At 69.4% G+C, this 24,812-nt stretch carries 23 protein-coding genes; 12 read left to right on the forward strand and 11 right to left on the reverse strand.

The genetic code is table 11. The features are described from left to right. Window positions 1-32: 32 nt before the first annotated feature. From ACYVF7_RS44885 to ACYVF7_RS44895, 3 genes are read right to left on the reverse strand one after another with little or no spacing between them, the layout of a single operon-like run. A complete protein-coding gene (locus ACYVF7_RS44885) occupies window positions 33-1,067 on the reverse strand; it encodes an acyl-CoA dehydrogenase family protein (RefSeq protein WP_460352075.1) in 1,035 nt (344 codons plus the stop codon). A 2-nt stretch (window positions 1,068-1,069) separates the two neighbouring features. Beyond that, window positions 1,070-2,239, reverse strand: a complete 1,170-nt coding sequence (locus tag ACYVF7_RS44890) for an acyl-CoA dehydrogenase family protein (RefSeq protein ID WP_460352076.1) — start codon at window positions 2,237-2,239, stop codon at window positions 1,070-1,072. A gap of 8 nt (window positions 2,240-2,247) precedes the next feature. Then, window positions 2,248-2,841: a TetR/AcrR family transcriptional regulator gene (locus ACYVF7_RS44895; protein WP_460352077.1), complete on the reverse strand. Its 594-nt coding sequence runs from the start codon at window positions 2,839-2,841 to the stop codon at window positions 2,248-2,250. Between the two features lie 300 nt (window positions 2,842-3,141). On the opposite strand from ACYVF7_RS44895, the gene ACYVF7_RS44900 reads away from it, so the two are divergent. Genes ACYVF7_RS44900 through ACYVF7_RS44910 form a run of 3 tightly spaced genes read left to right on the forward strand, consistent with a single transcriptional unit; the run spans window position 3,142 to window position 8,695 of the window. Beyond that, window positions 3,142-5,055: a dynamin family protein gene (locus tag ACYVF7_RS44900; protein WP_460352078.1), complete on the forward strand. Its 1,914-nt coding sequence runs from the start codon at window positions 3,142-3,144 to the stop codon at window positions 5,053-5,055. Next, window positions 5,052-6,635, forward strand: a complete 1,584-nt coding sequence (locus tag ACYVF7_RS44905) for a dynamin family protein (protein WP_460352079.1) — start codon at window positions 5,052-5,054, stop codon at window positions 6,633-6,635. Before ACYVF7_RS44900 ends, ACYVF7_RS44905 begins: the two co-directional genes overlap by 4 nt. Window positions 6,636-6,643: 8 nt before the next feature. Further along, on the forward strand, window positions 6,644-8,695 hold the full coding sequence (locus ACYVF7_RS44910; protein WP_460352080.1) for an Hsp70 family protein: 2,052 nt from the start codon (window positions 6,644-6,646) through the stop codon (window positions 8,693-8,695). A gap of 345 nt (window positions 8,696-9,040) precedes the next feature. Here the strand turns inward: ACYVF7_RS44910 and ACYVF7_RS44915 are convergent, their stop codons facing one another. Continuing rightward, complete coding sequence (locus ACYVF7_RS44915; protein ID WP_460352081.1) at window positions 9,041-10,033, reverse strand: hypothetical protein; 993 nt, start codon at window positions 10,031-10,033, stop codon at window positions 9,041-9,043. 105 nt (window positions 10,034-10,138) lie between these two features. Here ACYVF7_RS44915 and ACYVF7_RS44920 point away from each other — a divergent pair, with 105 nt between their 5' ends. Continuing rightward, entirely contained in the window at window positions 10,139-10,726 is a 588-nt protein-coding gene (locus tag ACYVF7_RS44920; protein ID WP_460352082.1) for a TetR/AcrR family transcriptional regulator, read from the forward strand. A 179-nt stretch (window positions 10,727-10,905) separates the two neighbouring features. Here ACYVF7_RS44920 and ACYVF7_RS44925 read toward each other — a convergent pair whose 3' ends face one another. Then, the gene (locus ACYVF7_RS44925) at window positions 10,906-11,400 is read right to left on the reverse strand and encodes a hypothetical protein (protein WP_460352083.1); all 495 of its coding nucleotides are present in this window, start codon (window positions 11,398-11,400) and stop codon (window positions 10,906-10,908) included. A 72-nt stretch (window positions 11,401-11,472) separates the two neighbouring features. Here ACYVF7_RS44925 and ACYVF7_RS44930 point away from each other — a divergent pair, with 72 nt between their 5' ends. Both ACYVF7_RS44930 and ACYVF7_RS44935 read left to right on the forward strand, forming a co-directional pair. Next, window positions 11,473-11,598 (forward strand): hypothetical protein, encoded by a 126-nt coding sequence (locus ACYVF7_RS44930; protein WP_460352084.1) that lies wholly within the window; start codon window positions 11,473-11,475, stop codon window positions 11,596-11,598. Window positions 11,599-11,642: 44 nt separating this feature from the next. Continuing rightward, on the forward strand, window positions 11,643-12,182 hold the full coding sequence (locus ACYVF7_RS44935) for a GNAT family N-acetyltransferase (protein ID WP_460352085.1): 540 nt from the start codon (window positions 11,643-11,645) through the stop codon (window positions 12,180-12,182). A gap of 9 nt (window positions 12,183-12,191) precedes the next feature. Here ACYVF7_RS44935 and dapF read toward each other — a convergent pair whose 3' ends face one another. Continuing rightward, window positions 12,192-13,007 carry a diaminopimelate epimerase gene (gene dapF, locus ACYVF7_RS44940; protein WP_460352086.1) on the reverse strand — a complete coding sequence of 272 codons (816 nt, stop codon included), beginning with the start codon at window positions 13,005-13,007 and terminating at the stop codon, window positions 12,192-12,194. Beyond that, window positions 12,995-13,894 (reverse strand): tRNA (adenosine(37)-N6)-dimethylallyltransferase MiaA, encoded by a 900-nt coding sequence (miaA, locus tag ACYVF7_RS44945; protein WP_460358465.1) that lies wholly within the window; start codon window positions 13,892-13,894, stop codon window positions 12,995-12,997. The genes dapF and miaA overlap by 13 nt, the downstream gene beginning before the upstream one ends. A gap of 429 nt (window positions 13,895-14,323) precedes the next feature. On the opposite strand from miaA, the gene ACYVF7_RS44950 reads away from it, so the two are divergent. Together ACYVF7_RS44950 and ACYVF7_RS44955 are read left to right on the forward strand one after the other, a co-directional pair. Further along, window positions 14,324-14,998 (forward strand): carbohydrate-binding protein, encoded by a 675-nt coding sequence (locus ACYVF7_RS44950; RefSeq protein ID WP_460352087.1) that lies wholly within the window; start codon window positions 14,324-14,326, stop codon window positions 14,996-14,998. Between the two features lie 249 nt (window positions 14,999-15,247). Then, the gene (locus tag ACYVF7_RS44955; protein WP_460352088.1) at window positions 15,248-15,475 is read left to right on the forward strand and encodes an antitoxin; all 228 of its coding nucleotides are present in this window, start codon (window positions 15,248-15,250) and stop codon (window positions 15,473-15,475) included. 99 nt (window positions 15,476-15,574) lie between these two features. Here the strand turns inward: ACYVF7_RS44955 and ACYVF7_RS44960 are convergent, their stop codons facing one another. Together ACYVF7_RS44960 and miaB are read right to left on the reverse strand one after the other, a co-directional pair. Further along, complete coding sequence (locus ACYVF7_RS44960; protein ID WP_460352089.1) at window positions 15,575-16,252, reverse strand: class III extradiol ring-cleavage dioxygenase family protein; 678 nt, start codon at window positions 16,250-16,252, stop codon at window positions 15,575-15,577. 180 nt (window positions 16,253-16,432) lie between these two features. Continuing rightward, window positions 16,433-17,923: a tRNA (N6-isopentenyl adenosine(37)-C2)-methylthiotransferase MiaB gene (gene miaB / locus ACYVF7_RS44965; RefSeq protein WP_460352090.1), complete on the reverse strand. Its 1,491-nt coding sequence runs from the start codon at window positions 17,921-17,923 to the stop codon at window positions 16,433-16,435. Between the two features lie 193 nt (window positions 17,924-18,116). On the opposite strand from miaB, the gene ACYVF7_RS44970 reads away from it, so the two are divergent. From ACYVF7_RS44970 to ACYVF7_RS44985, 4 genes are all read left to right on the forward strand, one after another. After that, window positions 18,117-18,899 carry an amino acid ABC transporter ATP-binding protein gene (locus ACYVF7_RS44970; RefSeq protein ID WP_460352091.1) on the forward strand — a complete coding sequence of 261 codons (783 nt, stop codon included), beginning with the start codon at window positions 18,117-18,119 and terminating at the stop codon, window positions 18,897-18,899. 86 nt (window positions 18,900-18,985) lie between these two features. Beyond that, entirely contained in the window at window positions 18,986-19,840 is an 855-nt protein-coding gene (locus ACYVF7_RS44975) for a glutamate ABC transporter substrate-binding protein (RefSeq protein ID WP_460352092.1), read from the forward strand. A gap of 75 nt (window positions 19,841-19,915) precedes the next feature. Then, entirely contained in the window at window positions 19,916-20,605 is a 690-nt protein-coding gene (locus ACYVF7_RS44980) for an amino acid ABC transporter permease (RefSeq protein WP_360891604.1), read from the forward strand. Between the two features lie 5 nt (window positions 20,606-20,610). Next, window positions 20,611-21,555, forward strand: a complete 945-nt coding sequence (locus ACYVF7_RS44985) for an amino acid ABC transporter permease (RefSeq protein WP_460352093.1) — start codon at window positions 20,611-20,613, stop codon at window positions 21,553-21,555. A 717-nt stretch (window positions 21,556-22,272) separates the two neighbouring features. Here ACYVF7_RS44985 and ACYVF7_RS44990 read toward each other — a convergent pair. Beyond that, window positions 22,273-23,460, reverse strand: coding sequence for a Rieske 2Fe-2S domain-containing protein (locus ACYVF7_RS44990; RefSeq protein WP_460352094.1), 1,188 nt, complete (start codon window positions 23,458-23,460; stop codon window positions 22,273-22,275). A 46-nt stretch (window positions 23,461-23,506) separates the two neighbouring features. Continuing rightward, window positions 23,507-24,712 (reverse strand): monooxygenase, encoded by a 1,206-nt coding sequence (locus ACYVF7_RS44995; protein ID WP_460352095.1) that lies wholly within the window; start codon window positions 24,710-24,712, stop codon window positions 23,507-23,509. Window positions 24,713-24,812: the final 100 nt, after the last annotated feature.

Here is a 24,812-nt window from a genome sequence, read left to right on the forward strand (position 1 = left end):
GACTCAACCGCACGGTTCCGAAAGTAGAGATTTCAGTCAAGAAGGAAGGCTGCGATCTCGGCGTGCTGGGCGCGGGCGGGGCCGTCGAACGCGGCGAGCCACTGGGCGCGTTTGTAGTAGCGGTGCAGCACGTGCTCCCAGGTGAAGCCGATCCCGCCGTGCCCCTGGATGGCGTTCTCGCAGGCGAAGACCGCCGCATCCCCGGCGAACGCCTTGGCCGCGAGGCAGGCCTGGCGCGCCATCGGGTCGTCCTCGGCGACACACCACGCCGCCCAGTAGGCCAGCGAACGGGCCTCCTGAAGCCGTACGTAGACGTCGGACGCCTTGTGCGACACGGCCTGGTAGACGCCGATCGGCTTGCCGAACTGCTTGCGCTCCTTGGCGTAGGCGACGAGCAGGTCCAGCGCGCGCTGGGCGACGCCGACCGCTTCCAGGGCCGCCGCGGCGTACGCGCGGTCACGGATCCGGCCGAGCAGCTCCGCGGCGGCGTCCCCGCTCGCCAGCGGGCGCGCGGGGGCCCCGTCGAACCGCACGGTCGCCGGCCGCCGCGTGCCGTCCAGCGCGCGGTGCGGAGCGACCGTGGCCGCGGAGGCCTCGACGGCGTAGAGCCCGTCGGCGGCCGTGACGACGAACAGGTCGACCGCGGCGCCGTCCGGCACGAGGATCTTCTCGCCGGTGAGCCGCCCGCCGGAGACCGTCGCGCCGGCCGGGTCCAGCAGCCCCTGCGGCACGCCGGGCTCGGCCCACGCCAGCGTGGCCGTCAGCCCGCCCTCCGCGACACGCTTGGCCGTCTCGTCGTCGAGCGCGGGAGCCGCGAGGACGGCCGTGGAGAAGTACGGCGCCGCGAGCGGCCGGTAGCCGGTCTCCTCCAGCAGCACGGCCTGGTCGAGGAAGGTCAGCTCGGTGTCGAGCCAGCCCATCTCCGCGAGCTTCGGCCACACCTCGGCGTCGACGCCGGTCTCGGAGTCGGCGAGCCGCGCCAGATCGACGTCGTCGTAACGGTCCGCGAGGAACTCGCGGGCGAAACCGCGCAGCTGCTCCTGCTCTTCGGAGAACGCGAAGTCCATGATCAACGTCCCTTCGGCAGGCCGAGGACCCGCTCGGCGATGATGTTGCGCAGGATCTCCGAGGTGCCCGCCTCGATCGTGTTGCCCCGGGCCCGCAGCTGCCAGTACTGCCAGAACCCGTTCCACGGCGCCTCGTCGCCGGTGACCTGGGCGTGCAGGCCGAACACCGACTGGGCGAACGAGGTCAGGCGCTGGTTGGCCTCACTCCAGGCGAGCTTGACGCCCGACCCCTCCGGGCCGGGGATCCCGGTCTCCAGCAGGGTCGTGAGCGACCGGTAGTTGGTGAAGCGCAGCGACTGCATCTCGATCCACTCGCGGGCAACGGCGTCGCGGACCAGCGGGTCGTCGGCGGGCCGCCGGCCGTCCGGGCCCGGCTGCCGTACGAGGTCGACCAGGTGGTTGACCATGCGCTCGAGCTCCGCGGACAGGGCGAAGCCGAGCGTGCCGCGCTCGTGCAGCAGCGTGGTCATCGCGACCTTCCACCCGTCACCGGGCCGGCCGAGGATCGACTCGCGCGGCACCCGGACGTCGTCGAAGAAGATCTCGTTGAACTCCGGGTCGCCGGTGATCTGGTGCAGCGGCCGTACGGTCACGCCGGGCGCGTGCATGTCAACGATGAGGTAGGACAGTCCGGCGTGCTTGGGCGCGTCCGGGTCCGTACGGACGACGAGGATGCACCAGTCGGCCTTGTGCGCGTAGGACGACCAGACCTTCTGCCCGTTGACCACCCAGTGGTCGCCGTCGAGGACAGCGGTGGTCCGGCCGGCGGCCAGGTCCGAGCCGGAGCCGGGCTCGGAGAAGCCCTGGCACCAGATCTCCTCGCCCGACAGCAGCGGTTTGAGGTAGCGCTGCTTCTGCTCGCCGGTGCCCCAGGCGATGATCGTCGGGCCGGCCATGTTCAGGCCGATGACGCCCGGGTGCCCGGGGGCGTCGGCGCGGGCCGACTCCTCCAGGTAGATGGCCTGGTACGTCGGGGACAGGCCACGCCCGCCGTACTCCTCCGGCCAGGTCAGCCCGACGTAACCGGCCGCGTAGAGCCGGCCGCCCCACGCCCGCTGCTCGTCGAAGTCGCCCCGACCCGCCTCGATCGCGCGGCGCGGCGCGTTCTCCTCGAGCCACGAACGGAGCTCCGCGCGGAACGCGGCCTCCTCGGGTGTGTCGCGAAAGTCCACGCTGCCTCCTACATGCCGATCGCCCGGCAGTACAGCCGGGTGAGCTGTTCGACGTCGCCGTCGTCGTGGGGCCGGCCGAGGACGTACCAGGTGTACGCCGTCCGGCCGATCATCGTCGCGAGCGCGACCGCGGCCGTACGCGGGTCGACGTCCTCGGGGACCAGACCGGCCCGCTGCCACTCCCGGATGGCGCGCTCCTGCCGGTCGTAGAAGACCCCCCACGCCCGCAGGTACGTCTCGCGCATCGCCGGGGAGAACGTGGCGACCTGCTCGAAGACCGCCATCAGCCGGGCGTTGTCCCGGTAGGCGCGCAGGTAGGCGCGGTTGGCGCTGGCGATGCGCGCCGCGGGGCCGTCGCCGTTGAGCGGCTCGGCCCGCATCACGGTGAGCAGGCCGCTCAGCATCTCGTCGATCAGCTCGGCGAAGACGGCGTCCTTGTCGGCGAAGTGCGTGTAGAAGCTGCCGTACGCGACGCCGGCCCGGTCACAGATCTCACTGATCTTGGCGTCGAGGAAGCCATGCTCCTCGAACACCTCCCGGGCGGCCGTCAGCAGCGCGGCGCGGGTGCGCTCGGCGCGTGCCTGGCGCTTCACGGGGGTCATGGCGCACATCGTAACCGAAACCGATTCGGTAATCGACAAGTCGACCGCCGACCGCGCACGCGAGCTTGCGACGTTGTGCCGTTCAGTGCCGCGCGGGCGACGGGCACGTCGCGCGGTGCGATGTGCGCGGCAGGCCAGGGTCGCCTGCCACGACTCTCTGAATCCCCGTAGGGCGTGCAACCCAGCGGATAGGATCCACAGCGAGAATTCGGAATCTGCCGGGAACCGCCTCCAGCGCTTCGGCATCCGATTGGTGCGCGGCTTCCATAGTGCCGCCGGGATTCTAAGGGTAGAACGCGAGTGACCAGGTTCGATACTCTGCGCCAAGAGGTTCTCGCGTTGTTTCGGGAAGTCTCCCGTATCGCCACCGTCCGTGGTGCGAAGACAACATCGGACCGTCTGGATGCAGCCAGACAGCGGCTCGAACGCGGGCAATTGACGGTGATGGTCTTCGGCGAGTTCAAGCGAGGGAAATCGAGTCTGCTGAACGCCCTCCTCGGGGAGGTCACGGAGCCGGTTCTGTTTCCGGTGTTCGAGGACATCGCGACGAACACCGTCACAACCGTGACCCACGGTGACCGGGAACGGATCGAGATCCTGCTCTCCGGAACGGCAGATGACACCACCCGCGAAATCCGGGAGATAACGCGTGCGGAGATCGCGCGCTACGTCACCGAAAGCGCGAACCCGCACAACACCAAGCACGTCGAAGCCGTGCGGATCGAGACTCCGAATCCCAGGTTGGCCTCCGGATTGACGCTGATGGACACACCCGGCGTCGGCGGCATCTACGAAGCGCACACTGCTGTCGCCCTGGCCTTCCTGCCCACCGCCGATGCCATCATCTTCGTCGTCGATGCCACCCAGCCGTTGCTGAACAGCGAGATCGAGTTCCTGCGCAGCGCCGCCCACGCGATCACGGACACCGATGACGCTTTCATCTTCGTTCTCACGAAGATCGATGCGGAGGCCGACTACCAGGAGTTGATGGCGAATGACCTGGCGCAGCTGAGCGAGACCATCGGCCACCCGGCCAAGCAACTCCGGATCGTCCCGGTGTCCAGCAACGCCCATCGCGACTATCTGCTGGACGGCGACGAAGAGGATCTGTTCCTAGGAAACTTCGCCCAGTTGGAAGAAGTGCTCTGGAGCACTCTGGCGAGACGGCGCGTGCGGACGTTGCTCGGCGGCGCGCTCCGTGACCTGGACGCGAGCGCCCAGTCCCTGATGCGCCCCCTGGACGAAGAACTCGCCGCGCTGACCACGACGGCTGCAGGAGAACTCGAGCAACTTGGCGTCGAGGCCCGGCTCCGCCGTGAACGGCTCGACGCCATGGGACGAGACCAGGCCACCTGGCGGGAGGAATTGGCCGAGGAACTCCGACTCTTGGGCCGGCGCTGCAAACGCATCGCGGCGACCGGACTCGAGGAGCTGTGGCTGCGGATCCGTGCAGGCTACCTGTACGACAAGGAACTGCTGCGCGATCCTGAACGCCTCATGGGCCGCATCGCCGCGGATGCCGCCGCTCTGGCCGCGTCGGTGGGAGAGCGTGCGGCGCGCGACGCCGCAATGCTCCAGCAGGAGTTCACTCGGCGATCGGGCGTCGATCTGGGTCCCGCACACATGGGGAGCCTCCCCGCGCCACCAGTGCCAGGCCTGACACTGGACGCGTGGCTGGGCGGGACCGAGCAGAACTGGCGGCCCCGGCAGTTGTTCAGCGTCGCTGGCGACCTGTCCGGAGCGGCGGCATTGGGCGCCTTGCTGGGTTCCTTCCTCGGCCCCGCAGGAATAGGTTTTGGCGGGGTTCTCGGGCAGATCGCCGGAATAGTCGTCGGCTATCGCAAGGCGCTGGCGGCGGCCGAACAGGCGGAGTTCGAGGCTCGACGTCGCGCTGTTCAGGACGAGCTCGCCCCGGTACGCCGGGCGCTGGAACTCCACATCCTGGAAAGCCTGGACGATCTGATTGCCTCGTACGAGCGTGCCACCATACGCGAGCTCGATGGCCGTATCGCGCAGGAACGGGAGAGCGCGGAGGACGCCCTCCACCGGATCGAGTCCACCCGCGCGGCGACGGCAGATGAAGCCGAGCGACAACATGCCAAGCTGGAGACCGAACGCGCGCCTCTGCTGCTACTCCGCGACCGGATCGCGGCGCATGTCACGTCCGTCGAGGAGTTGTGGCGGGCGACAGGGGCGATGGGGCATGCGGAATGACCCTGAGAGACCGGCTCTCCGCGACCTTCGAGACGGCACGGTCCCGGCTTGGCGAGGCGCCAGCGTTGGCGCCGGCTCGCCACGCCCTGGACCTGCAGGCGGCGGCGATGGCCGAGCCGCTGCGGGTCGCGTTGATCGGCCGGGTGAGTTCAGGGAAGTCGACGCTGGCCAACGCGTTGATCGGCGGTTACCTTGCGCCGACCGGCGTGGCCGAGCTCACCTACAACGTGAACTGGATCCACCACGCCCCTGAATCCAGCCTGACCGTACACTTCCGCGACCCCACGCGCCCGCCCGAGCGGCGAGACCTGATCGATCTCGAAGCACTGGCCGTACGCGCCCGTACGGTCGACGACCCCGCCCAGGCACGGTTCTTCGAACAGATCTCGTACCTCTATGTGACCGACCCGAGCCCTTACCTGAAGTCCTTCGACCTCATCGACACGCCGGGCCTCGACTCGATCTTCGGAGACGATGCCCTCAGCACGCTCCGGCTGCTCGCGCGTACCGGTGAGGACGTTCGAAATGCGACGATCTCTCAGGTCGCCACGTCGGATGCGCTCATCCTGGTATTCGCGCGCGGCCTGCACGGCACCGATCAGGACGTGCTGGCCGGCTTCCAGACACCGGGCACGGCCGGGCCGCTCAACACGATCGGTGCGTTGACCAAGATCGAGCTGTACTGGGACCCGCGCAAGGGAACCGATCCGATCGAGGTCGGCCAGCGAGTCGCCGAGCAGATCATGTCGCGTCCAGAGGCACGGCGACTCCTGTATCGCCTTGTCCCGGTCGCCGGACTGATGGGCGCGGCCGCGATGACCATGGATGCGACCGAACACGCGGATCTCGTCGAGCTGGCGCGGCTGGCGCCCGACAGGCTTGTGCGCCGTGTGCGCCGGGGGCCGAGCTTCGCGACGGGCGAATTCCCCGATGTGGCCGTCTCCGCGCCGAGACGCGCGGCGCTGCTGCGCCGCTTCTCCGGGTACGGGATCGTACTGGCCTGCGAACTCATTCGCGCCGGGGTCTGCGACGTGGAAGAGCTCCGCACGGAACTCTACGACCGCAGCGGGTTGTCGGGCTTCCGGCGGCTGCTGGTGGAACACTTCGGCGGCCGCACCGATCTCCTCAAGTTGAATCGGATCTGCCACATGGTGCTGTCCCTGCCGCAGCGCCTCGCGCCGCGCCTCAGCGGGCAGGACCGCGCCACGCTGACCGCCGCGGTCGGCGACTTCATGGCGATCCTGCAACGCGAGGAAGGACTGTCCCGCGAGCTGAAGACCCTGCGTGACCACTATGAGGGGCTGCTGGACCTTAATGAGGCCGACGTGGAGGAGATGCTGCGAGTGACGGGGGAACGCGGCTCCTCCATCAGGGACCGGCTCGGACTACCGGCCACGGCCACCTGGAAAGAACTCGCCGCCTTCGCCAGAGATCGGCTCTCTCACTGGGCCGCGCTGGGGCTCGACCCCGGCTACAGCGGTCCCACCCGGACGGCCATTCGCGTGGTCCGTCGGGCCTACGATCGGCTGGTCGAGGAGATCGACGCGCTCGATCACGCCACGTCCGATGACGATGACTAGGAGGCCGCATGAGCGAGCCTATTCTCACAGTGGACGTCGGCACATCGGCGACATCCGGTGCCCTGCTGACCGGAAACGGAGTACGTCTCGTCAAGGAACCATCGGGGCTGCACGCCTGGCCCTCCGCCGTATGCCAGGACGGGGAACGGCTGCTGGTCGGGACGGCGGCGGACCGCCGCAAGCGAGTACGTCCCGCGCATTACCAGGACGAGTTCAAACGCGAGCTCGGATCGAGCACACCGATCGTGCTGGGAGACCGGAGTTATCAGCCGCACGATTTGGTGACCGCGATCGTCGCGGCGGTGAAGGCCGAAGCCGAGCGGCTGCACGGCGAACCCGTCTCCCGGGCCGTACTGACCATGCCGGCCAGTTACGAGCCGGGCGATCCGCGCCGCGAACTCCTGCTGAAGGCGGGGGAGGCGGCGGGATTCCGTATGACGGAACTGCTGGCCGAACCCGTGGCCGCTGCGCTGGCCCCGCTGTCCAGCGATCCGTTCGGCCCAGGTGACCTGGTGCTGGTGTACGACTTCGGCGGCGGCACGTTCGATACGGCGCTGGTCCGGATCGGCGATTACGGAACCCATGACGTCCTGGGCAGGGACGCCGTGGACGACGTCGGCGGCAGAGACATGGACGCCGCGCTCTTCACCGAGGTGCGGCGCATCGGCGGCGATCACCTGGCCGGACTGCTGCGACCGGCGGCCGATGGAGAAGCGGCGCGTACCGCCCAGCGCATCCGGCTTGAGCTGGTGGACTTCGTCCGACAGCTCAAGCATCAACTCAGTGACACGGACCGCGTCGAGGACTACTTCAGCCCGGCGGACCTGCTGGTCGTGCTGAATCGGAAGCGCCTGGCCGAACTGGCCGCCCCGCTGCTGGCACGCACTCTCGTATGCTGTCGCGGCCTGCTGACCCGCGCGAAGATCAATATTTCTCAGGTCACGGCGGTGCTCCTTGCCGGCGGAACCTCCCGGATGCCAATGGTCGCCGAGTACGTGAGCCGCGAGCTGGGACGGCCGGTTCGATTTGCCGAAGACCCCGAGTTGGCCGTCGTTTACGGTGCGGCGGCCTGGGCGCGCCAGATACCGACCCGGCGCGCGGGACCCACTCCCCCCGGTCAGACCGATCTCGCGTTGCGATGGGAGTTTCCGGCCGGAGTGGCCAACCTGCTGCGGTGGCGCATCGCGGTCGGACAGGCGTTCGGGGTCGGCACCGTCATGGCGGAGGCTCGCCTGGAGAGCGGTGCGATCTGGGAATTGCACAGTGACGTCTCAGGGGTGGTGCAGCGCCTCCACGTCCAGCAGGGTCGGCCGATCGTGTCCGGCGATTGGCTGGTCACGGCAACGGCGCCGGCGGATTCGGAGATCACCCGGTTCCGGGAGGCCGCCGAACGGGAGATGGCCAGGCTGCAGGCACGGACGGAACGCGAGGCCAGGCTCCTGCGCGCCGCTGCGGCGAGCGACGCCGAGGAGGTCCTGGCCGAGGCCGGAGACGAACGCGACAGGGTGATCGCCGCTGCCGATCAGCGGCTCGCGGAGCTTCGCGCCGCCATAGAGCGGGAAGAGCAGACCCTCGATGGCCTGGAAGCGAAGATGGCAGAGGCGCGCATCGAAGCCGGCCAGGAGGTCGACAAGCTGACCGCCGCGACCGAGCGTGAGGTGGCCATGCTCCGCGCCACGGTCGCACACGAAGTCGCCGAGAAGCGCGCCGCGGCCGAGCGGCACATCGCGAAGCTGCGCACCACCACCGAGCGGGAGGTCGCCCAGCTGCGGGCGTCCACCAAGCGGGAGCGCGACGAAATCCTCATCACGGCCAAGCGCTACGCCGACGAGATGCGGGCCCAGGCCCAGCGCATCCTCGAGGAGAGCGAGGCCCAGCGCGCCCGGGCCGAGGCGGAGTTCGAGATCCAGCTCGCGGCGCGGCGGGAAGAGGCGGAGCGGCAGGACGCCGAGCGGCACGCGGCCGCGGTGAGCGCCACACAGAGGCTCGTGGCCGAGGCCGAGCTGCGGGCCGCCCTTGCCGAGCAACGCGCGATCAAGGCGACCGAGCAGACCAAGTAGACACGGCGGGAGACCAACGGACCGCGCCAAGCAGCTCGTGGCCGACACCCGAAAGAACAAACCGTGCGAAAAAAGCGAACGCGGGATCGGCCAGGCGGCCCGGCGGGCCGCGGCGAACCAGTCGGCGTGCAGCTCACCCTCTGCCACGAGGACCGCCGGGCCGCGCAGGTGACTCGTCGTGCCGTGCCCAGGTGCGTCGGTGCGTTCTCCTCGAGCCACGAGCGGAGCTCCGTGCGGAACGCGGCCTCCTCGGATGTGTCGCGAAAGTCCACGCGAGGCCGGGGGCGCCGGAGTGCCGGGTGACTTCCCGGAGACGCCCGGCTCACCTCGGGTCTGGGGGCCGGGTCACGAGCCGGCGGGGACGGGCGTGGGAGCGTGCCGTTCGGGAGCGCTCGCCGACCGGACGCGCCGGTTGCGCAGTGCCCCGGCGCCGACCAGGAGGAGGCCGGCCGCCGACCAGGCGAGCAGGACCGTGAGCGGGCCGCCCGCCCGCGCGCCGTCGAAGAACGCGACCGACCGCAGGAGCGTGCCGCCCGCTCCGGCGGGCAGGTCCTGGCCGATCGTCCCCCACGGCCGGGGCAGCAGCTCAGGTGCGGAGGTGACGCCCGAGAGCGGGTTGGCGACGAGCATCATCGTGACCGCGCCCAGGCCGATCCCGGCCCGACCGAGCACCGCGCCGAGTCCGGCCACGGCGCTCGCCACCGCGAGACTGGTCAGCCCCACCACGCCGGCGACGGCCACGTACGAGCCCGGCATCACCGACAGGCCGCCCATCACGATCGCGGCGGTGACGAACCCCGCCCCGGCCGCGAACACCACCAGGCCGATCCACCGCCACTCCGCGGAACCGACCAGGAGCGTCAGGAGGATGCCGCAGATCAGGCTCGACATGACGAGCGGCAGCACGAGAGCGCCGAACGCGGCACCTCGCGGATCGTCGCGATCGGCCGGTACGACGTCCTGCGGGGCCGGCACCCTGGCCCCGGACAACTGCTGGGACATCTGGGTGAGCAGCTGCGCGACGGTCGGGCTCGCGGCGGAGGCGACGAGCACCCGCGGCCCGCCCTGCGTGACGACGATGGCGCCGTACGCCTCGCGGTCGGCCAGCGCCCGCCGGGCGGCGGCCTCGTCGGGCCGCAGCTTCACCTCGAACGCCCCGGGACGCTCGGCGCCGAGTCGCTGCGCGACGGATGCGGCGGCCGGGGCGGGACCGGCCACGACGACCGGCACGTGGCGGGGTGCGATACGGGCGGCGGGCCAGGCGAACGTGGCCACCATGAGCGCCTGTACGGCGACGGCCAGCAGGCCAACGAGGACGGCGCGAAGAGAGGTCTTCATCGTCCCACTCCAATAAAGCGGATGTTCGTTCTCTTATCGACCCCCCACGATCACAAGCCTCACCGGGGTTTGTCAAGAACGAATGTTCGTTTTATTATGGGAAGCGTGCCCAAGGTCAGCGAGGAGCATCTCGAACAGCGTCGCCGGCAGATCCTCGACGCGGCCCGGCGGTGCTTCGGCCGCAAGGGTTTCCACCAGACGTCCATGCAGGACGTCTTCAAGGAGTCGGGACTTTCGGCCGGCGCCGTCTACCGCTACTTCAAGAGCAAAGAAGAGATCGTCCACGCCATCGGCGTGGAGAACCAGGGCATCATCGCCGGTCTGCTGAAGGAGATCCTCAGCGAGGACGCCCTGCCCCCGCTGGAGGAGGTCGTCGGCCGGCTCGTCCAGCGGATCGAGACCCTGCTGGAGGACGAGGGCGCGCTCCGCGTCGCACCCGCCGCATGGGTCGAGGCGATGCACAACCCGGCGATCGGCGCCATCGTCCGTGACCTGTTCGCCGACACCCGCCAGTGGTGGGTGAAGCTCGCCGAGCGGATGCGCGACGCGGGACGCCTGCCCGCCGACGCGGATCCCTGGGCCGTCGGCGCCACGCTGTTCTGCCTCGTGCCGGGCTTCGTCCTCCAGCGGCTCATCCTGGAGGACGTCGACGCCGACACCCTGCGCGAGGGCATCCGCGCATTGACCCGCTAGACAGCCTCTCGTCCGACGGCAACGGCCGACGAGGGCATTGGAATGCCGTCCAGCTCGACGGCTTCCTATTGCGATGAGGGCGCGAGGGCCTCACAACGTCACTCATCGTGCCATCGCGCGCACGGATCCGGAGCGACTGAACGTTCATCCGACCCCGTCCGATGGTGGTGGCGGCGACGTCAAACGTCCAAGGCGGACAGGACCACGCGGGGCTGGGCCGTGTCGGTCCGGTCCACCGCCACTTGGCGTTGGAACGGCTTGGCATCCGGGTCGTCTCCCCAATAGCGCGGAGCGGAGAGGGAGGCCGACCCGAAGCCGCAGCTCGGTCCGTTCACGAACGAGGGCCTATCGCCCGAGGAGCGATCTGCCGCGGGTTCGGCCAGGTCCGCCGTGGTCAGGAAGGCGCGCAATCCGGCGGAGGTCGTCTGAAAGGAGACCTGCAGGCTGTACTCGCCGAAGATGGGATGCAGGTCGGAGGAGAAGTGAACCTCGGTCGCGTCGGCCGGGATCGTGAACCCGAAGTGCGCGGCGGCCTCGGCGAGGGAGACGTTGCTGCCCGGACAGGCCCGCGGATCTGTCACCTCGGGTCCCATGGACTTCCTGGGGTCCCAGGTGAGCACGGACCATACGACGGACACCACGCCCAGGAGGACGGCGCATGCGGTCGCTGTCAACAGCCAGCACCCGACACGACGAGGCAAGACCATCCGACCTCCGATCGCTGTCCGTACGCAAGAGTACGGACGATGACGAGGGCGGTTCGAGGCGAAAGCGGTCACATCCCCTGCGGCGTCAGCGCGGTGTGCGATGTGGGCGTGAAGGGCGTCGACACCGAGACCCTCCGCGAGGGCATCCGCGCCCTGACCGGCTGAAAAGGGATTGCACCGAGGTCAGGGCTCACGTTTGGCTGGGCGACATGGCCGAACTACGTACCGATCGCCTCATCCTCCGTCCATGGCGTGCTTCCGACCTTGAACCGTGGGCGGCGATGAACGCCGATCCCGAGGTTCGAGAGCACTTGGGCGACCTGCTCACCCGCGAACAGAGCGACGCCTCCGCGGCGCGGTTCCAGGCCGAGCTCGACCAGCGGGGCTACGGGTTCTGGGCGATTGAGGTGCGGGCCACGGGCGAGTTCATCGGCTTCGCGGGCTTGGACCAGCTGGAGGCCCACATGCCGTTCACCGGAGTGGAGATCGGCTGGAGGCTCGCCCGGCCGGCTTGGGGCCATGGCTACGCCACCGAGGCCGCGCGGACGGTCCTGGCCTACGGCTTCGACAGCCTTGAGCTTCCCGAGATCGTCGCTGTGACAACGGCCACCAACGTCCGTTCGCAGGCGGTGATGCGCCGGATCGGCATGACCCGGAATCCTGCCGACGACTTCGACGACCCCACCGCGCCCGAAGGGCCGCTGCGCCCGAGCGTGCTGTTCCGCATCGCCCCTGGTACGAGGACCTGAGGGCGACGCTCAGCGGGCGGCGAGCCAGTCGGGACGCAGTTCGCCCTCGGCGACGAGGACCGCCGGGCCGCGCAGGAAGCTCGTCGTGCCGTCCAGGATGACGGTGACGACTCCGCCCGGGACGACGATCTCCCAGGTGCCCGTCGTGCGTCCCTCGGCGTGGGCGGCGGCCACGGCCGTCGCGACCGTGCCCGTACCGCACGAGCGCGTCTCGCCCGACCCCCGCTCGTACACGCGCATCTCCACCCGGCCGTCGTCGAGCGGCCGGAACAGCTCGACGTTGACGCCCTCGGGGAAGGCGGCCGGGTTGAAACCGGGGGCGCGCGTCAGGTCGAGGCCGGCGACCGGCTCGTCGATCGCGCAGGCCAGGTGCGGGTTGCCCATGGAGATCCGCAGCCCGGCGTACGACCGGCCCGAGACGACCGCCCGGCCCTTCCCGAGGAGCTCGGGGGCGCCCATGTCCACCGTCACGTCGCCGGTCGCGCCCAGGCTCACCGCGCGTACGCCCGCCCGTGTCCCGACGGCGAGGTCGCCGGGGGCGGCCAGGCCGGCGTCGACCAGGTAACGGGCGAAGACTCGCACGCCGTTGCCGCACATCTCGGCGATGCTGCCGTCGGCGTTGCGGTAGTCCATGAACCACTCGGCACCGAGGTCGTCGCGGCCCAGCGCCTTGGAGCGCAGGACACGCAGCACGCCGTCGGCGCCGATGCCCGCGCGCCGGTCGCACAGGGCGGCCACGAGAGACGGCGTCAGGTCGAGCGAGCCATCCGGATCCGGCACGATCACGAAGTCGTTCTCCGTGCCGTGTCCCTTCACGAAGCGCATGGCCCGATCGTATCCAGCGCCGTCTCGACGGGCGCGTCGTAGGGGACCCAGCGCACGCGGGGATCACGGCGGAACCACGACTCCTGACGGCGGGCGAACCGCCGGGTGGCCCGGATCGTCTCCTGCTTCGCCTCCTCCTCGGTCCACTCCCCCGACAGGAACCGCAGCACCTGGGCGTAGCCGAGCGCGCGGCTAGCGGTCAGCCCCTCGCGCAGCCCGTCCGGCTCGAGGCGGCGGACCTCGTCGACGAACCCGGCCTTCCACATCCGCTCGACCCGTACGGCGATGCGCTCGTCGAGCTCCGGCCGGGGCACGGTCAGGCCCACCTGCACCGAGTCGCCGGTGTCGGCGTACGACGGCATGGAGGCGGTGAAGGGCCGGCCGGTCATCTCGATCACCTCGAGGGCCCGTACGACGCGGCGGCCGTTGCTGGGCAGGATCGACGCGGCCGCGGCCGGGTCGAGCCCGGCGAGGCGGGCGTGCAGCGCGGCGGACCCGTGCTCGGCGAGCTCCTCCTCCAGCCGCGCGCGCAGCTCCGGGTCGGTGCCGGGGAACTCCAGGTCGTCCAGGACCGCCCGGACGTACAGGCCGGAGCCGCCGACGAGCAGCGGCACCCGCCCGCGCCCGCGGATCTCGGCGACCGCCCGGCGCGCCGTCTCCTGGTACTCGGCGACGCTGGCCGTACGGGTGACGTCCCACACGTCGAGCAGATGGTGCGGCACTCCGCGCCACTCCGGCTCGGCGAGCTTGGCGGTGCCGATGTCCATGCCGCGATAGAGCTGCATGGAGTCGGCGTTCACGATCTCGCCGCCGAGCCGCAGGGCGAGCTCGACCGCGAGGTCGGACTTGCCCGCGGCGGTCGGCCCGACCACGGCGATCACCTTCATCTCCCCCACCGGCTTAATTCTGCCGTTTCCTCCGGGGTGCTTCCTCCGCATACGAGCGAGCGAACCCCCTGACCGAGGCCCCACGACGGACGGAGCGCGTTTCGGATCGGCTCCCGGACTGGATCAGGACGCCCTTATCCGGCCGATCGCCGCTCACCCCGAGGACGAGGCCCAGTACGCGAGGTAGACCGGTCAAGTTCCCCCGGACCAGACGTCAGGACCGCTTGTCGGCCGAACGACCGCGGTCTACCATCAAGGCAACTTTTAGGAAACTTTCTTAAGAGTCAGCCCGGAGCGCTCCCAGGTCACCCCGCCCTCCGACCCCCTCATCAGGCCGGTCGTGGACCGGCCATCACGTGCATGCGTCAGCCCGCCGACACCGTACGGCGGTGCCCCCGCCATCTCCCGCACCCCGCCCCTGGAGGATCGATGCTGCTTCGCACGTGGCTCCCCGGCTTGCTCGCCGCAGCCCTGTTGACCGCTCTCACCGGCACCGCCGCGGAAGCCGGCACCATCCCGCCCGGTGCCGCCCGCAACTCGGCCCATCCCGCGGCCACCTGCACGGTGACCAGCACACTCGCCGGCGACCACTTCACCGCCGTACAGGTCGCCCAGACCGCCAAGAACAACGGCTTCACCGGCAACGGGCTGGTCGTCTCCGTGGCCGTGGCGCTCGCCGAGAGCAGCGGCTGGACCCGCGCGGTGCTGGTCGACTCGGACTGCAGCCGCGACCGCGGACTGTGGCAGATCAACTCGTACTGGCACTCCGAGGTGTCCGACGCGCAGGCGTTCGACCCGAACGGCGCCGCGCAGGCCGCCTACCGGATCTCCTCGTCCGGTAACGACTGGACGCCGTGGACGACCTACACCAACGGCGCCTACCAGCAGCACATGGCCGAAGCCCAGCAGGCGGTCAACCAGATCGGCGGCGGTGGCGGCAGCACGGGCTGCGGCGGGCTGTCGGCCTGGAACTCCGGCACGGCCTACACCAGCGGCGCGAGCGTGTCGTACAACGGCCACCGCTGGACCGCCAAGTGGTGGACCCAGGGTGACGTGCCCGGCGCGAACGCGCAGAACGTCTGGACCGACAACGGTTCCTGCTGACGCGACGCCCTCCCGCGGCGCGATGGTGCGCTCGGCTCCGGTCTGCTCCGGAGCCGAGCGCACTCGTTCTCTGCCAGATCGGCACAGGCCAGGGCGGCACAGACCGCACGGTCACCGAGGCACGGATCACTCTGGAGCGCGCGTCGCCGCCGACGGGGTTCCCCTGCCGGATATGGGGGCAGATGGCCGATAGGGGCGCCGAGGGCCGGTGTCCCGGCATGAGGCCTCACGGGAGCTCGAATGTCCCTCATGGACAAGGTGAAGAACCTTCTCGGCCAGCACGGCGACAAGGTGGAAGAAGCGATCGAGAAGGCCGGCGACATGGCCGACCGCAAGACCGGCGGGAAGTACTCCGGTCAGATCGACACGGCTCAGGAACAGGCACGGCGATTCGTGGAGCGCTCCGGCGGCGAACACGAGCCCGAAGACCGCGGCAGCCCAGGAGGCGCCGATCCGACGGGCGGCCGACCGTCATAACCCGCCGCCGACCGCCATAGCCCGCTCCGCCGACCGGCACGGCCCGATGCGGCCGTCAAGACGTGACCCGCTGCCGGTCGGCGGAGCGGGCCGCGACCGTCACCGCGTGCGGCGGGCCCAGCTCGCGACGAGGTACCCGACGCCGTACGGGGCCTCGTCCGCCAGCAGCTCCGCGTCGAACGGGGCCTCTCCGGCCGCCCCGGCGAGGACCTGCCACGGCGCGCGTCCGGCCGCCCGCAGTTCCGCGGCGAGGCCGATGTCGAGCCCGGTGAGCGCGGCTTGGTCCGCGTCTGCCAGGGCCGTCGCCACCGCCGCGTCGAACCCGGCGGCGCGCGGATCGAAGTAGCCGGGGGCGGCCTGCGTACGGCATGCCGACCCGTCGCCCATGACCAAGAGCGCGACCGTACCGGCGAGGTCCGCGAGCTCCGCGCCGAGCCGGAGGCACGCCGCCGCGGAGGCGTCCTCCGCGACGCTCCGGTACACCGCCGCCCGGTCGCCGACGAGCCACCGGCCGATCGTCAGGGAGAGCGGCAGCACGGGCTCGCCCGGTCCGACCGTCAGGTCGACGCCGTACGGGCGCAGGGTGCCCGCCGCGTCGGCGCCGAAGTCATGGGTGCGCGGTCCGGAGCCGACCACGACGAGGACGTCGGCGTCGCCGAGCCTGCGCACGGCCACGCCGCACGCCGCCCGCAGGCCGTCGAGCTCGACCGCCGCGCCGCTCGCCACCTCGGGAACGAGCAGCGGCGGATGCGGGCAGACCGCAGCGGAGATCAGCACGTGACCACCCCGTGCGCGACGGTCACGGCCAGAAGGACACCGACGGCGGCCACCCCTGAGAACGCGGTCACGGCCAGAAGGACACCGACAGCGGTCAGCATTCAGCCGCCCCCTGAGTACGCGGTCGCGGACAGGAGGACACGGACGGCGATCAGCACTCGGCCGCCTCTGAAGACGCGGTCACGGGCAGGTGGAGACCGGCGGTGTGGCGGGCCGGCCGATGCCCGGCATGCCGAGCGGCACGCCCTTCGGCGCGGCGGTGCGGCGTTCCCACGCGTCGCCCGCCCGGGTGCGCCGGACGGCGCGGACCGGCCCGTCGGCGACCAGGTGGTGCGGGGCGGCGTAGGTGACGTCAACGGTGACCATGTCGCCCGGGCGGGGCACCTCGGTCTCCCCCTCGCCGAGGCCGAAGTGGACGAGCCGGTTGTCCGGCGCCCGCCCGGACATGCGGTGCGTGCGCTGGTCCTTGCGGCCCTCGCCCTCGGCGACGAGCACTTCGAGGGTGCGGCCGAGCTGCTTCTTGTTCTCCGCCCAGGAGATCTCCTCCTGCAGGGCGATCAGGCGCTCGTACCGCTCCTGGACGACCTCCTTGGGCACCTGGCCGGCCATCTCCGCCGCCGGCGTGCCGGGCCGCTTGGAGTACTGGAACGTGAACGCCCCGGAGAACCGTGCCTCGCGCACCACGTGCAGCGTCTGCTCGAAGTCCTCCTCGGTCTCGCCCGGGAAGCCGACGATGATGTCCGTGGTGATCGCGGCGTCCGGGATCGCGGCGCGGACCCGCTCGATGATGCCGAGGTAGCGCTCCTGCCGGTACGACCGGCGCATCGCCTTCAGCACCGGGTCGGACCCGGACTGCAGCGGCATGTGCAGCGAGGGCATGACGTTGGGCGTCTCGGCCATCGCGGCGATCACGTCGTCGGTGAAGTCGCGCGGGTGCGGGGACGTGAACCGGACGCGCTCCAGCCCGTCGATCTCCCCGCAGGAGCGCAGCAGCTTGGCGAACGCGCCCCGGTCGCCGAACTCGGCGCCGTAGGAGTTGACGTTCTGCCCGAGGAGGGTGATCTCGCAGACGCCCTCGGCGACCAGCGCCTCGACCTCGGCGAGGATCTCGCCGGGCCGGCGGTCCTTCTCCTTGCCGCGCAGCGACGGCACGATGCAGAAGGTGCAGGTGTTGTTGCAACCGACCGAGATCGACACCCACGCGGCGTACGGGGACTCGCGGCGCGTCGGCAGTGTGCTCGGGAAGGTCTCGAGCGCTTCCTTGATCTCGACCTGCGCCTCTTCCTGGACGCGGGCGCGCTCCAGCAGCACCGGCAGCGAGCCGATGTTGTGGGTGCCGAAGACGACGTCCACCCAGGGGGCGCGCTTGACGATCGTGTCGCGGTCCTTCTGCGCGAGGCAGCCGCCGACCGCGATCTGCATGCCGGCGTGGCCCTCCTTGACCGGCCGCAGGTGGCCGAGGTTGCCGTACAGCCGGTTGTCGGCGTTCTCGCGTACCGCGCAGGTGTTGAAGACGACGACGTCGGGCGTCGCGCCGTCGTCCGCGCGGGCGTAGCCGGCGTCCTCGAGCAGCCCGGCGAGGCGCTCGGAGTCGTGCACGTTCATCTGGCACCCGTACGTGCGGATCTCGTACGTGCGGTGCCGATCGTCGAATGTCGTGGGCGCGCTCATCTCATAGGAAAGAGTACGCGCGCCGGGCGGTGGACGGAGACTCCGCGACACCGGCCGCCGCACGCACGGGCATTCAAGATCGACTTCTATAGGTCGGATATGTCCCGCCGCAGGCAGGCGCGAGATACAACGTGATCGGATCGGTACCTCATCTCTGGGGCTACCGCAGGCGTTTGACGTACGCTTTGCGCACATGACGGACAGCGGCAAGGAGGCCCGGGAGGCCGAGGTGAGTGGCGGCGGACCGCTCGTCGTACTTGAGAATGTCAACAAGTACTTCGGCGAACACCATGTCCTCAGGGACATCGATCTCACCATCCATCGTGGCGAGGTCGTGGTCGTGATCGGCCCGTCGGGCGGCGGCAAGTCGACGCTGTGCCGCACGATCAACAGGCTGGAGCCGATCGACGGCGGCACGATCCGGATCGACGGCAAGGCGCTACCCGAAGAGGGCAAGGCACTGGCGCAGCTGCGCGCCGACGTCGGCATGGTCTTCCAGTCGTTCAACCTGTTCGCGCACAAGACGATCCTGCAGAACGTCACCCTGGGCCCGATCAAGGTCCGGAAGGCGGACAAGACCGAGGCGGAGCAGCGCGCGATGGAGCTCCTCGAGCGCGTCGGCATCGCCTCGCAGGCCGAGAAGTACCCCGCGCAGCTGTCCGGCGGACAGCAGCAGCGCGCCGCGATCGCCCGCGCCCTCGCGATGCGGCCCAAGGTCATGCTGTTCGACGAGCCCACGTCGGCACTGGACCCGGAGATGATCAAAGAGGTCCTCGACGTCATGACCGACCTGGCCGCCGACGGCATGACGATGGTCGTCGTGACCCACGAGATGGGCTTCGCCCGGGCGTCGGCCAACAAGGTCGTGTTCATGGCGGACGGCCAGATCGTGGAGGAGAACACCCCCGGTGAGTTCTTCACCAACGCGCGGAGCGACCGCGCCAAGGACTTCCTGTCGAAGATCCTGACGCACTGACGCGCGCTCACGGTTCTCGACGGACTCAGACCCGAGGAAGAGGAACCGCGGGGAGCGGTTCTCCACAACAGCAGCAGGGGAAGATCATGCGAGTACGTCATTTTGGCTTCGCCGCCGCCGCGCTTGCGACGGCCACGATGAGCATCTCCGGGTGCGCGGCGAAGAAGAACACCACGGTGGTCGACAAGGCCAAGGACGGCAAGAAGATCGTCATCGGCGTCAAGTACGACCAGCCCGCCCTCGGCATGAAGACCGGCAGCGGGGTCGAGGGCTTCGACGTCGACGTCGCGAAGTACATCGCCAAGAAGCTCGGGGTCAAGAGCGACAGCAAGATCGAGTTCAAGGAGGCCCGGTCGGCCAACCGGGAGACCTTCCTGCAGAACGGCACGGTCGACATGGTGATCGCCACCTACTCGATCACCGCGGAGCGTAAGCCGAAGGTGACCTTCGGCGGCCCGTACGTCGTCACCCACCAGGACCTCATGGTCCGGGCCAACGACAACTCGATCACGAGCCTGCAGTCCCTCAAGGGCAAGAAGCTGTGCGCGGTGTCCGGGTCGAACTCCTGGAAGAACATCACCTTGGGCACCAACAAGCTCAACGCCAAGGTCGCCGCGGTGACCGTCCCGGCCCAGGGCTACGAGGAGTGCATCACCAAGCTCAAGGGCGGATCGGTCGACGCGGTCTCCACCGACGCGACCATCCTCGCCGGCTTCGCCGTCCGTGAGGGCTCGGCGGTCAAGGTCGTCAACGCGCCGTTCACCGACGAGAAGTACGGCGTCGGCCTCAAGAAGGGCGACACCAAGACCTGCAACGCCGTCAACGACGCCATCAAGGCCATGTACTCCGACGGCACCGCCAAGCAGCTGTGGGAGAAGTGGTTCGGCAAGGCGAACCTCCCCTTCGACGCCAACGTGCCCAGCGCTGAAGGCTGCGCCTGAGCCGTAGGCACACGGGTTCCGCGCCGGTGGGCCGCACGGGCTCACCGGCGCCGCTCGTAAGAAGGTAGGAGTGAGATGAACTGGGACGTACTCCTCGACTTCAGTCCGCTCGCGGACAACAGCGGCAAGCTCCTGTCCGCGTTCTGGGCGAACATCGAGATCTCGGTGACGGTGGGCATCCTGTCGCTGGTGATCGGCACGCTCATCACCGCGATGCGGGTCTCGCCCGTCCGGGTGATGCGGATCGCCGGCGCGTTCTACGTCAACACGCTGCGGAACACCCCGCTCACGCTGGTCCTGCTGTTCTGCAGCCTCGGGCTCAGTGACACGCTGAAGTTCAGGATCTCGAACACGTCGACCGTCAACTTCTTCTGGCTGGCGGTCCTCGGCATGTCGTTCTACACGGCGGCCTTCGTGGCCGAGTCGCTGCGGGCCGGCATCAACACCGTGCCGATGGGGCAGGCGGAGGCGGCGCGGGCGATCGGGCTGACCTTCACCCAGTCGCTGCGAATGGTGATCATGCCGCAGGCCTTCCGCGCGGTCATCGCGCCGCTCGGCAGCGTCATGATCGCAATGATCAAGAACACCACGGTGGTCCTGGTCGCGAGCTACTACGAGGCCGCCTCGCTGATGAAGGACATGTTCGAGCAGTACGGCGCCACGCTGCCGATCTTCATCGGATTCGCGGTCGGCTTCATGTGCCTGACCCTGCCGACGGGCTTCTTCTTCAACTGGCTGGCCAAGCGGATGGCGGTGGTCCGGTGACAACCATGACGGAGACCAAGCCGGCGCCCCGGCGGGCCAAGAAGTCCGAGTCGTCCGTCCTGTTCGACGCGCCGGGCCCCAAGGCGCGGCTGCGGAACAACATCCTGACGCTCGTCTCGGCGATCGTGATCCTCGGGATCATCTACGTCGTCGTCGCCCGGTTCGACAAGGAAGGCCAGCTTCAGGGCAAGCTCTGGAAGCCGTTCATCCAGGGCTCGACCTGGACGGACTTCATCCTCCCCGGCATGTGGGGCACGCTGAAGGCGGCGTTCGCCGGGGCCGTGCTCGCCCTCCTGTTCGGCGTGGTCTTCGGGCTGGCGCGGATGTCGGACCACCGGTGGATCCGGGTGCCGGCCGCGACGATCATCGAGTTCTTCCGCGCCATCCCGCTGCTGATCCTGATCTTCTTCGTCTTCAGCGGGCCGCCGACGATCGCCAACGCGCTGAACCGCGAGTTCCCCGAGGTCACCGCGTTCACCGCGCTGGTCTTCGCGCTGATGCTCTACAACGGCTCCGTGCTGGCGGAGATCTTCCGTGCGGGCATCAACGCGGTGCCGCGCGGCCAGTCGGAGGCCGCGTACGCGATCGGCCTGCGCAAGAACGGCGTGATGCGGCTCATCCTCATCCCGCAGGCGACCACCGCGATGATGCCGGCGATCGTCAGCCAGCTCGTCGTCCTGCTGAAGGACTCGGCGCTGGGCTGGATCATCTCGTACGAGGACCTGCTGAACACGGGCTACCGGCAGATCCCCACGCAGTACGGCAACCTCATCCCGGCCGCGATGGTGATCGCGCTGCTCTACATCGCGATGAACCTGTCCCTCAGCTTCCTGGCCACGTGGCTGGAGAAGCGGAGCCGGCGCAGCCGTAAGACCTCCGCCAAGACGCTCGGCACCGGCACCACCGTGCCCGGCGCCGGGATGGGGCAGGACGCCGTGATGCCCACCTGAGCCAAGGGACACAGGACGGGCCGGTGCTGAACCACCGGCCCGTTCGCTTTTCATGACGCCCGCACGCGTGTGAACGAGGAAATCGGACCCATGCTGGAACGGATCCGCTCGAAGTCGGATGATCAAGAGGTCCTCGAATTATGGTTCTGGCCCGGATTTCGTGATGGTCACGGCCGGCGGTCGTTTCGGGGCGTCCCGTCCTCGGGCAAGCCGGGATCGTCCGCAGGACTTTGCTCTGCTTACCTCGGGTATGCATCGGACCGTTCCAGGTGTCTACCCGAGGTAAGCAGAGCAAATGGCGCAGGGAGGCGGAGTGGCGGGGGCGGGACGGCTGCGGCCAGCCATGGACCGCTCGGCGGGAGTGAGTGGGCAGGACCGCCCACTCCGTGCCGTCCACCGCTGAGTAGGCCTGGGGCGCGGTGCCGGGGTCGCCCTCCGGTCGGTTTCCCCAGGCCTCTCGCCGAACCCGCCGTACGTCAGGGGACGATCCCTGGCACCCCCGATGTTGGGTGTCGCGATCGCACGGCGCGGCGCCCTCATCAGGGAGTAGGTGAAGGGAGCGGGACGGCGTCGAGGTGGCGGACGAGGTGCTCGGCGGTTTCCTGGAGGTCGATGAGCGGGTGCCGTATGCAGTGGCGGGGACCGATCTGCCAGGAAAAGTGTCCGGGGCGTACCCAGACGTTCAGGCCGGACAGCTGCAGGACGGAGATTCCGCGCTCATCGCTGTTGCGCCACCCGGAGAATCCGCGCTTCGTCAGGGCGCGCAGGAGGCAGCGGGCGGCGGTGTCGGGCTCGACCTTGAAGGTCAGGCCGGGCCAGGTGGCGGGCAACGGCAGCGCGAACCAGACGGTCCTTTACGGGGATCTTGATCAGCGGTGCAGGCGCCGGTCCTCCGGTCACCCGGCCGTTCTGGTCAAAGGTGGAGCCGTGACAGGGGCAATGAAAACCGGATCCCACGTAGGAGACCGGGCAGCCCTGGTGGGTGCAGGTGGCGTTGAATGCCGTGAAGGTGTCCGTCGTCGGGTGCAGCAGATAGGCGCGGGCGCCGTTCGGCGCGGTGAAACTCTTCGATGATCCGACGGGGACGCCGGCAACCGCAGCGATCACCATTCCGGCACCGGCCGTCCCCGGGCTCGGCGAGGCGTCCGGCGCGGTGGGAGTCGGCGACGGGCCGGCGTGGCTCACCGCAGCGCCGGACGGGCGCCGCGCGAGCGCCAGGACGCTGCCGATGGGGACGGCGGCCGCGGCGACCGCTGCCGCGATCATGCCGCCCCGCACGAGGGCGCGTCGCTCGACGTCGCCCTGTACGGTCACGTTCTTGTGCGTCGTGGGCCGCGCCGGCAGGTCCAGCGTGTGACGCACCGCCGCACGCAGCCAGGCCGTCACCGAGAACACGCCGCCGTCGCCCGCTATCAACAGTGGGCTCCATGCGAAGGCGAAACCGATGTCGGCTCCGTAGTAGTACGGCCGGGTGGTCCAGCTCACCGTCAGGAAGAAGCTGAGCGCGAGCACGACGCCGCCGAGGGCTGCAACTCGGGTGAACAGTCCCAGTAGGGTGCCTAGCCCGACCGCAACCTCACCGAAGGCGATCGCCAGCCCCGTGACGGTCGAGTAGCGGGCACTCAGCGACACCACAGCGCCGACCGGAGACGTCGCAGCGGCGTGCAGCATCTGGGCGTGGACGCCGAGTGGTGAGGCGTCATCCAGGTAGTGCGGGTCGAAGATCTTGGAAAGACCGGCGTACAGAAAGGTGACACCGAGAAAAGCGCGTAGCGGCAGAAGCACCCACGCCGGCGACTGCAGTGGGGAATCCATCCGCAACCGAGCCCGCAAACCACTCAGCGGTCCCGCGCGGCGCGATGTGGTGGAGAACGAGGATGACGGCAAGAGGATCAGCCCTTCCATGCGGAGTCGGGGCACCAGGTAACGGCGTCGTCAAGTCAAGAGGCGATTACCTGAGTGACTTCCCGCCTGGGCCTGTTACGGAAAGCAGGCCGAGGCACATTTCGTCGCTGGTGCCGTCTCCCCAGACCACGTATCGCGGGGGAAGCTTGCTCAGTTCCGGGAGTTTCCGACGCAGCGTGGCGTCATGGGTGCAGGTGACCCGTACCGTGTCTCCGGGCTTGACGTCGACGGGCGTGGGCAGCGGCGTGAGCTTCTGATTGTCGAAGTCGAATGACGAGACGTCGAGCAGGGTACGGGCTTTGGGGGTTCCAGGGTCGAGTTCCACCTTGATCGAGCGTCCGAGCAGGTGCATGTGTCCCAACCCCGCGTACACCGTCATGGGTCGCGGTACCGGGTAGTCGCAGTGCTGGGTGTTGCCGGGCACCGGCTTGCCTTTGCTGCATCGGCTCACCAGTTGCGCCTCCTGGGAGCCTGGGCCGACGCCGAAGCGCTTGGCGACGTCCGCGATGGCTGCGGCGCGGTCGCACAGCGGACCGGACTCGCCGCTGGCACAGGGCAGTTCTATCGGCGCTTCCAACGGCACCATGGCCAGCGGCTTGGTGGCGGCTGTGCCGTCAGTCAGTCGCAACCGGACTCTGGGCTGGTCCGATGCGCCGGCACGGCCGCCGGTGGCGAGCAGGTTGTAGTGCACCTGAAGGACGAGCAGGCTGCCGGGCTTCAACGGGAATCCGACGTCCTGCTTCAGAAGCGTCTCTTTGTGATTCGGCGTCCAGGTGTCGACCCACGCCCCACCTTGCCCCAAGCCGTCGCCACCGAAGCAGGTCCAGCCCTGGCCCGGCGTCGCGGCGTCCTTGGCGCGTGCTTCTGCCGCGCTCTCGGGTGGGATCGCGTAGGTGATGGCGTGGTGCACGATCGACGGGTTCCCGGGCTCGAACTGGGCTCCGGTCAGGTACGCGGGCTTGGTCAGGTGCGGATCGATCACCAGGCACCGGTATTCGTCGGTGCCACCGTTGGGAGCGGACGGCGTATAGGGCTGCGGCGCAGTCAGGTTCACGAATCGCTCGCCGGCCCGCAGTGGTAGCGCCTGTGCCACGGAGGAGGGCATGTGCATCGGACTGGTGTGCCGGCCTCCGCCGTCGGCAGTGGTGGCGGATCCGGAGCCCGTCTCGTTCGAACCACACGCGGCGGCCACCAGCGTCATCGCACCCGCTACCAGAGCGAGTATCCGCAATCGAGTTATCTGTTTCGTCATGATGCCCTTCTCGTCTTGAATTCTGTGCACGTGAACGTACGCAGCCATTCCTTACAATGCGCTTTCATCGTTGTCGGCCTTGACCCTGATCATTGGACCT

The sequence above is a fragment of the Actinoallomurus acanthiterrae genome, from assembly GCF_054775715.1.

What these genes read in the sequence shown, in the direction of transcription:
- ACYVF7_RS44885 (WP_460352075.1), bottom strand. Translation starts at nt 1,067, where the DNA reads ATGGACTTCGCGTTCTCCGAAGAGCAGGAGCAGCTGCGCGGTTTCGCC.
- ACYVF7_RS44895 (WP_460352077.1), bottom strand. Translation starts at nt 2,841, where the DNA reads ATGACCCCCGTGAAGCGCCAGGCACGCGCCGAGCGCACCCGCGCCGCG.
- ACYVF7_RS44905 (WP_460352079.1), top strand. Translation starts at nt 5,052, where the DNA reads ATGACCCTGAGAGACCGGCTCTCCGCGACCTTCGAGACGGCACGGTCC.
- ACYVF7_RS44910 (WP_460352080.1), top strand. Translation starts at nt 6,644, where the DNA reads ATGAGCGAGCCTATTCTCACAGTGGACGTCGGCACATCGGCGACATCC.
- ACYVF7_RS44915 (WP_460352081.1), bottom strand. Translation starts at nt 10,033, where the DNA reads ATGAAGACCTCTCTTCGCGCCGTCCTCGTTGGCCTGCTGGCCGTCGCC.
- ACYVF7_RS44930 (WP_460352084.1), top strand. Translation starts at nt 11,473, where the DNA reads ATGACGAGGGCGGTTCGAGGCGAAAGCGGTCACATCCCCTGCGGCGTC.
- ACYVF7_RS44935 (WP_460352085.1), top strand. Translation starts at nt 11,643, where the DNA reads ATGGCCGAACTACGTACCGATCGCCTCATCCTCCGTCCATGGCGTGCT.
- dapF (WP_460352086.1), bottom strand. Translation starts at nt 13,007, where the DNA reads ATGCGCTTCGTGAAGGGACACGGCACGGAGAACGACTTCGTGATCGTG.
- miaA (WP_460358465.1), bottom strand. Translation starts at nt 13,894, where the DNA reads ATGAAGGTGATCGCCGTGGTCGGGCCGACCGCCGCGGGCAAGTCCGAC.
- ACYVF7_RS44950 (WP_460352087.1), top strand. Translation starts at nt 14,324, where the DNA reads ATGCTGCTTCGCACGTGGCTCCCCGGCTTGCTCGCCGCAGCCCTGTTG.
- ACYVF7_RS44955 (WP_460352088.1), top strand. Translation starts at nt 15,248, where the DNA reads ATGGACAAGGTGAAGAACCTTCTCGGCCAGCACGGCGACAAGGTGGAA.
- miaB (WP_460352090.1), bottom strand. Translation starts at nt 17,923, where the DNA reads ATGAGCGCGCCCACGACATTCGACGATCGGCACCGCACGTACGAGATC.
- ACYVF7_RS44970 (WP_460352091.1), top strand. Translation starts at nt 18,117, where the DNA reads ATGACGGACAGCGGCAAGGAGGCCCGGGAGGCCGAGGTGAGTGGCGGC.
- ACYVF7_RS44975 (WP_460352092.1), top strand. Translation starts at nt 18,986, where the DNA reads ATGCGAGTACGTCATTTTGGCTTCGCCGCCGCCGCGCTTGCGACGGCC.
- ACYVF7_RS44980 (WP_360891604.1), top strand. Translation starts at nt 19,916, where the DNA reads ATGAACTGGGACGTACTCCTCGACTTCAGTCCGCTCGCGGACAACAGC.
- ACYVF7_RS44985 (WP_460352093.1), top strand. Translation starts at nt 20,611, where the DNA reads ATGACGGAGACCAAGCCGGCGCCCCGGCGGGCCAAGAAGTCCGAGTCG.
- ACYVF7_RS44990 (WP_460352094.1), bottom strand. Translation starts at nt 23,460, where the DNA reads ATGGAAGGGCTGATCCTCTTGCCGTCATCCTCGTTCTCCACCACATCG.
- ACYVF7_RS44995 (WP_460352095.1), bottom strand. Translation starts at nt 24,712, where the DNA reads ATGACGAAACAGATAACTCGATTGCGGATACTCGCTCTGGTAGCGGGT.